At 63.7% G+C, this 2,064-nt stretch carries 2 protein-coding genes and 1 pseudogene; 1 reads left to right on the top strand and 2 read right to left on the bottom strand.

Annotation, left to right across the window (positions count from 1 at the left end; translation table 11 throughout):
* Positions 1–139: 139 nt before the first annotated feature.
* Positions 140–256, top strand: a pseudogene (locus tag BG842_RS31455) (integrase); the annotation flags it as partial.
* Positions 257–281: 25 nt separating this feature from the next.
* Here BG842_RS31455 and BG842_RS10435 read toward each other — a convergent pair.
* Entirely contained in the window at positions 282–767 is a 486-nt protein-coding gene (locus tag BG842_RS10435) for a plastocyanin/azurin family copper-binding protein (protein WP_254663056.1), read from the bottom strand.
* Positions 768–883: 116 nt separating this feature from the next.
* On the bottom strand, positions 884–1,957 hold the full coding sequence (locus BG842_RS10430) for a YhjD/YihY/BrkB family envelope integrity protein (RefSeq protein ID WP_069450680.1): 1,074 nt from the start codon (positions 1,955–1,957) through the stop codon (positions 884–886).
* Positions 1,958–2,064 lie beyond the last annotated feature (107 nt).

Here is a 2,064-nt window from a genome sequence, read left to right as displayed (position 1 = left end):
GGTCGCGCGGGAGGCTTTGGGCGAGGAGTTTTCGGAATCGCGCGTCGAGAAATTACTCGATGAAAACGACATCGACGAGGTGATACGCGACCACGAAATCGTCCTCCCCGCGATATCCACCCGCGGCGCGCGCAACCTGATGAAACGCCTCTGCGAGTCGGCCGGACTCGACATCGACGGCGAGTACCTGAAACCGCACGGCGCGCGGCGTGGACTGGGCCACCAGTTGTATAGCGAAGGACACGCCGAACTAGCCCAGTCGGCGCTCCGCCACGCCTCTATCACGACGACCCACGAGAGTTACTCGAACATCCGCGCCAGCGAGACGGCGGAGCGCGTGGACGACGTGCTGGACGAGGGTTGTGCGGCTGACACCAGTAGTGGTACTTCCCGGGTACCTCGAACGTGTAGTGATACCGATACCCCGCGTCGTACACGTCGCTCCGGCCGCCCGGCGTTCCGTCCCAATTCGCGCCGTCCGGTTGCGACCCGACGATGATGTTGTGCGTGTTCGACTTCCAGACCCAGAGGACGGTATCCCCCGTCGAAACGTGCAGCGGTTTTCCGGTGCCGGGTTCGAACCCGTACTCGTAGTCCGGCCCGACTTCGACCGTCGCGTCGGCGTCCACCGCGGTGGTCGGCGTCGTGGTCCCGCCCTCGGACGAACTGGTACACCCGGCGAGTCCGCCAACCACGCCGAGCGCTCCCGAAACGCCGATTCGCCGGAGGTACGCCCTGCGCGTCGATCCGCTTTCGGATTCGGTCATGAATCTCTCTCACTCTCCCCACGAATCACGCGTAAAAATGGGGTTCGATTGTGCCCTATCGGCGTTCTCCGAAGAGCGACGGCAGTTCGACTCCCGAAGAGGTCGTCACCCAACGGCTACGCGGAGTCGTTGCCGTCCGGGATGACCGGTTCGGCGTCCGTTTCGTCCTCCGGGACTCGCCACCGAAGCGTCACGAACCGCTCCGTCCCGTCATCTGTGGAAACTTCCCCCTCGGAGAGGTCGATACGACCCGCCGGTCGGGAAAATTCGTCCCGGTCGTCGGTCGCGGCCGGACGCATCCGCTCGTAGCGCCCGGTGACCCCCTCCCGGAGGTCACGGAGGTAGTCCGCGAGTTCGTCGCGGGTCAACGACGCTTCGCGTTCGATCCCGTCCACGGCCTCTTCGCCCGCCCCGGAGTACCCGCCGAGGACGGCGTTGATGACTGCACCGAGCAGAAGGACGAGTCCGGAGAAGTACAGCCACGTGATGACGACGATGACGCCGCCGAAGAGGCTAGCCGAGCTACTGCCTTTCGACGCCAGATACACCTGGAAGAGCGCTTGCAGCGCGGCCCATCCGACCGCAGCGAAGACCGTTCCCGGAAGGACCTGTTTCCACTCCAGTTCGGCGTCCGGGAAGACGTAGTACATCGGAAAGAACGCGAGAATCAGGCCCGCGACGAGCACTAGCGGCGTGAGAAGTCCGAGGTACGGCACGGTGTCCGCGAACGCGCTGAACACGGCGCTAACGACGACCGTCGCGATGATGGCGACGGTGAGTGCGACGAGGACGACGAGCGCATCTTTCACTTGGTCGAGGAAGGAGTTTCCCGCCTCCGTGTCGTAAATCTCCGAGAAGGCCGTGTCGAGGCCGCGGAATATCTTCAGCGACCCCCACACGAGGACGACGAGGCCGATGAGCGAAGCACCGCTCGCGGACGCGTTGGACCGAAACACCCGCTCGATGACGTTGGCGATAGGGCTGGGAAGCGACCCCCCTGCAATTTCGAGGATTCTGTCTTCGAGTCCTCCACCGACGATGCCGACGACGATGAGGAGTAAAAGGAGCACTGGTGCGAGCGAGACGAACGCGTTGTAGGCGATTCCCGCCGCCATGAGCGTCACGTTCTTCTCCGAAAAGTCCGAGACGACCCGCTTTCCGGTCTCCGTTACTCCGTCGATGGTGACCATGGCTGATGGAACACGATGACCCTAAAGAGCAGTACGGCCGATTAACCGGCGCGCTTCTCACAGCCACCCGATTCGTACCTGTCCCTCGTAGTACTCCCGCGCTCGGC

The sequence above is a fragment of the Haladaptatus sp. W1 genome (genome assembly GCF_001723155.1).
Lineage (GTDB): Archaea > Halobacteriota > Halobacteria > Halobacteriales > Haladaptataceae > Haladaptatus > Haladaptatus paucihalophilus.
This window is presented reverse-complemented; position numbering and strand designations above follow the sequence as displayed.

Excerpts from the sequence above, each read along its gene's own strand:
- BG842_RS10430 (WP_069450680.1), bottom strand. The coding sequence starts at position 1,957 with ATGGTCACCATCGACGGAGTAACGGAGACCGGAAAGCGGGTCGTCTCG.
- BG842_RS10435 (WP_254663056.1), bottom strand. The coding sequence starts at position 767 with ATGACCGAATCCGAAAGCGGATCGACGCGCAGGGCGTACCTCCGGCGA.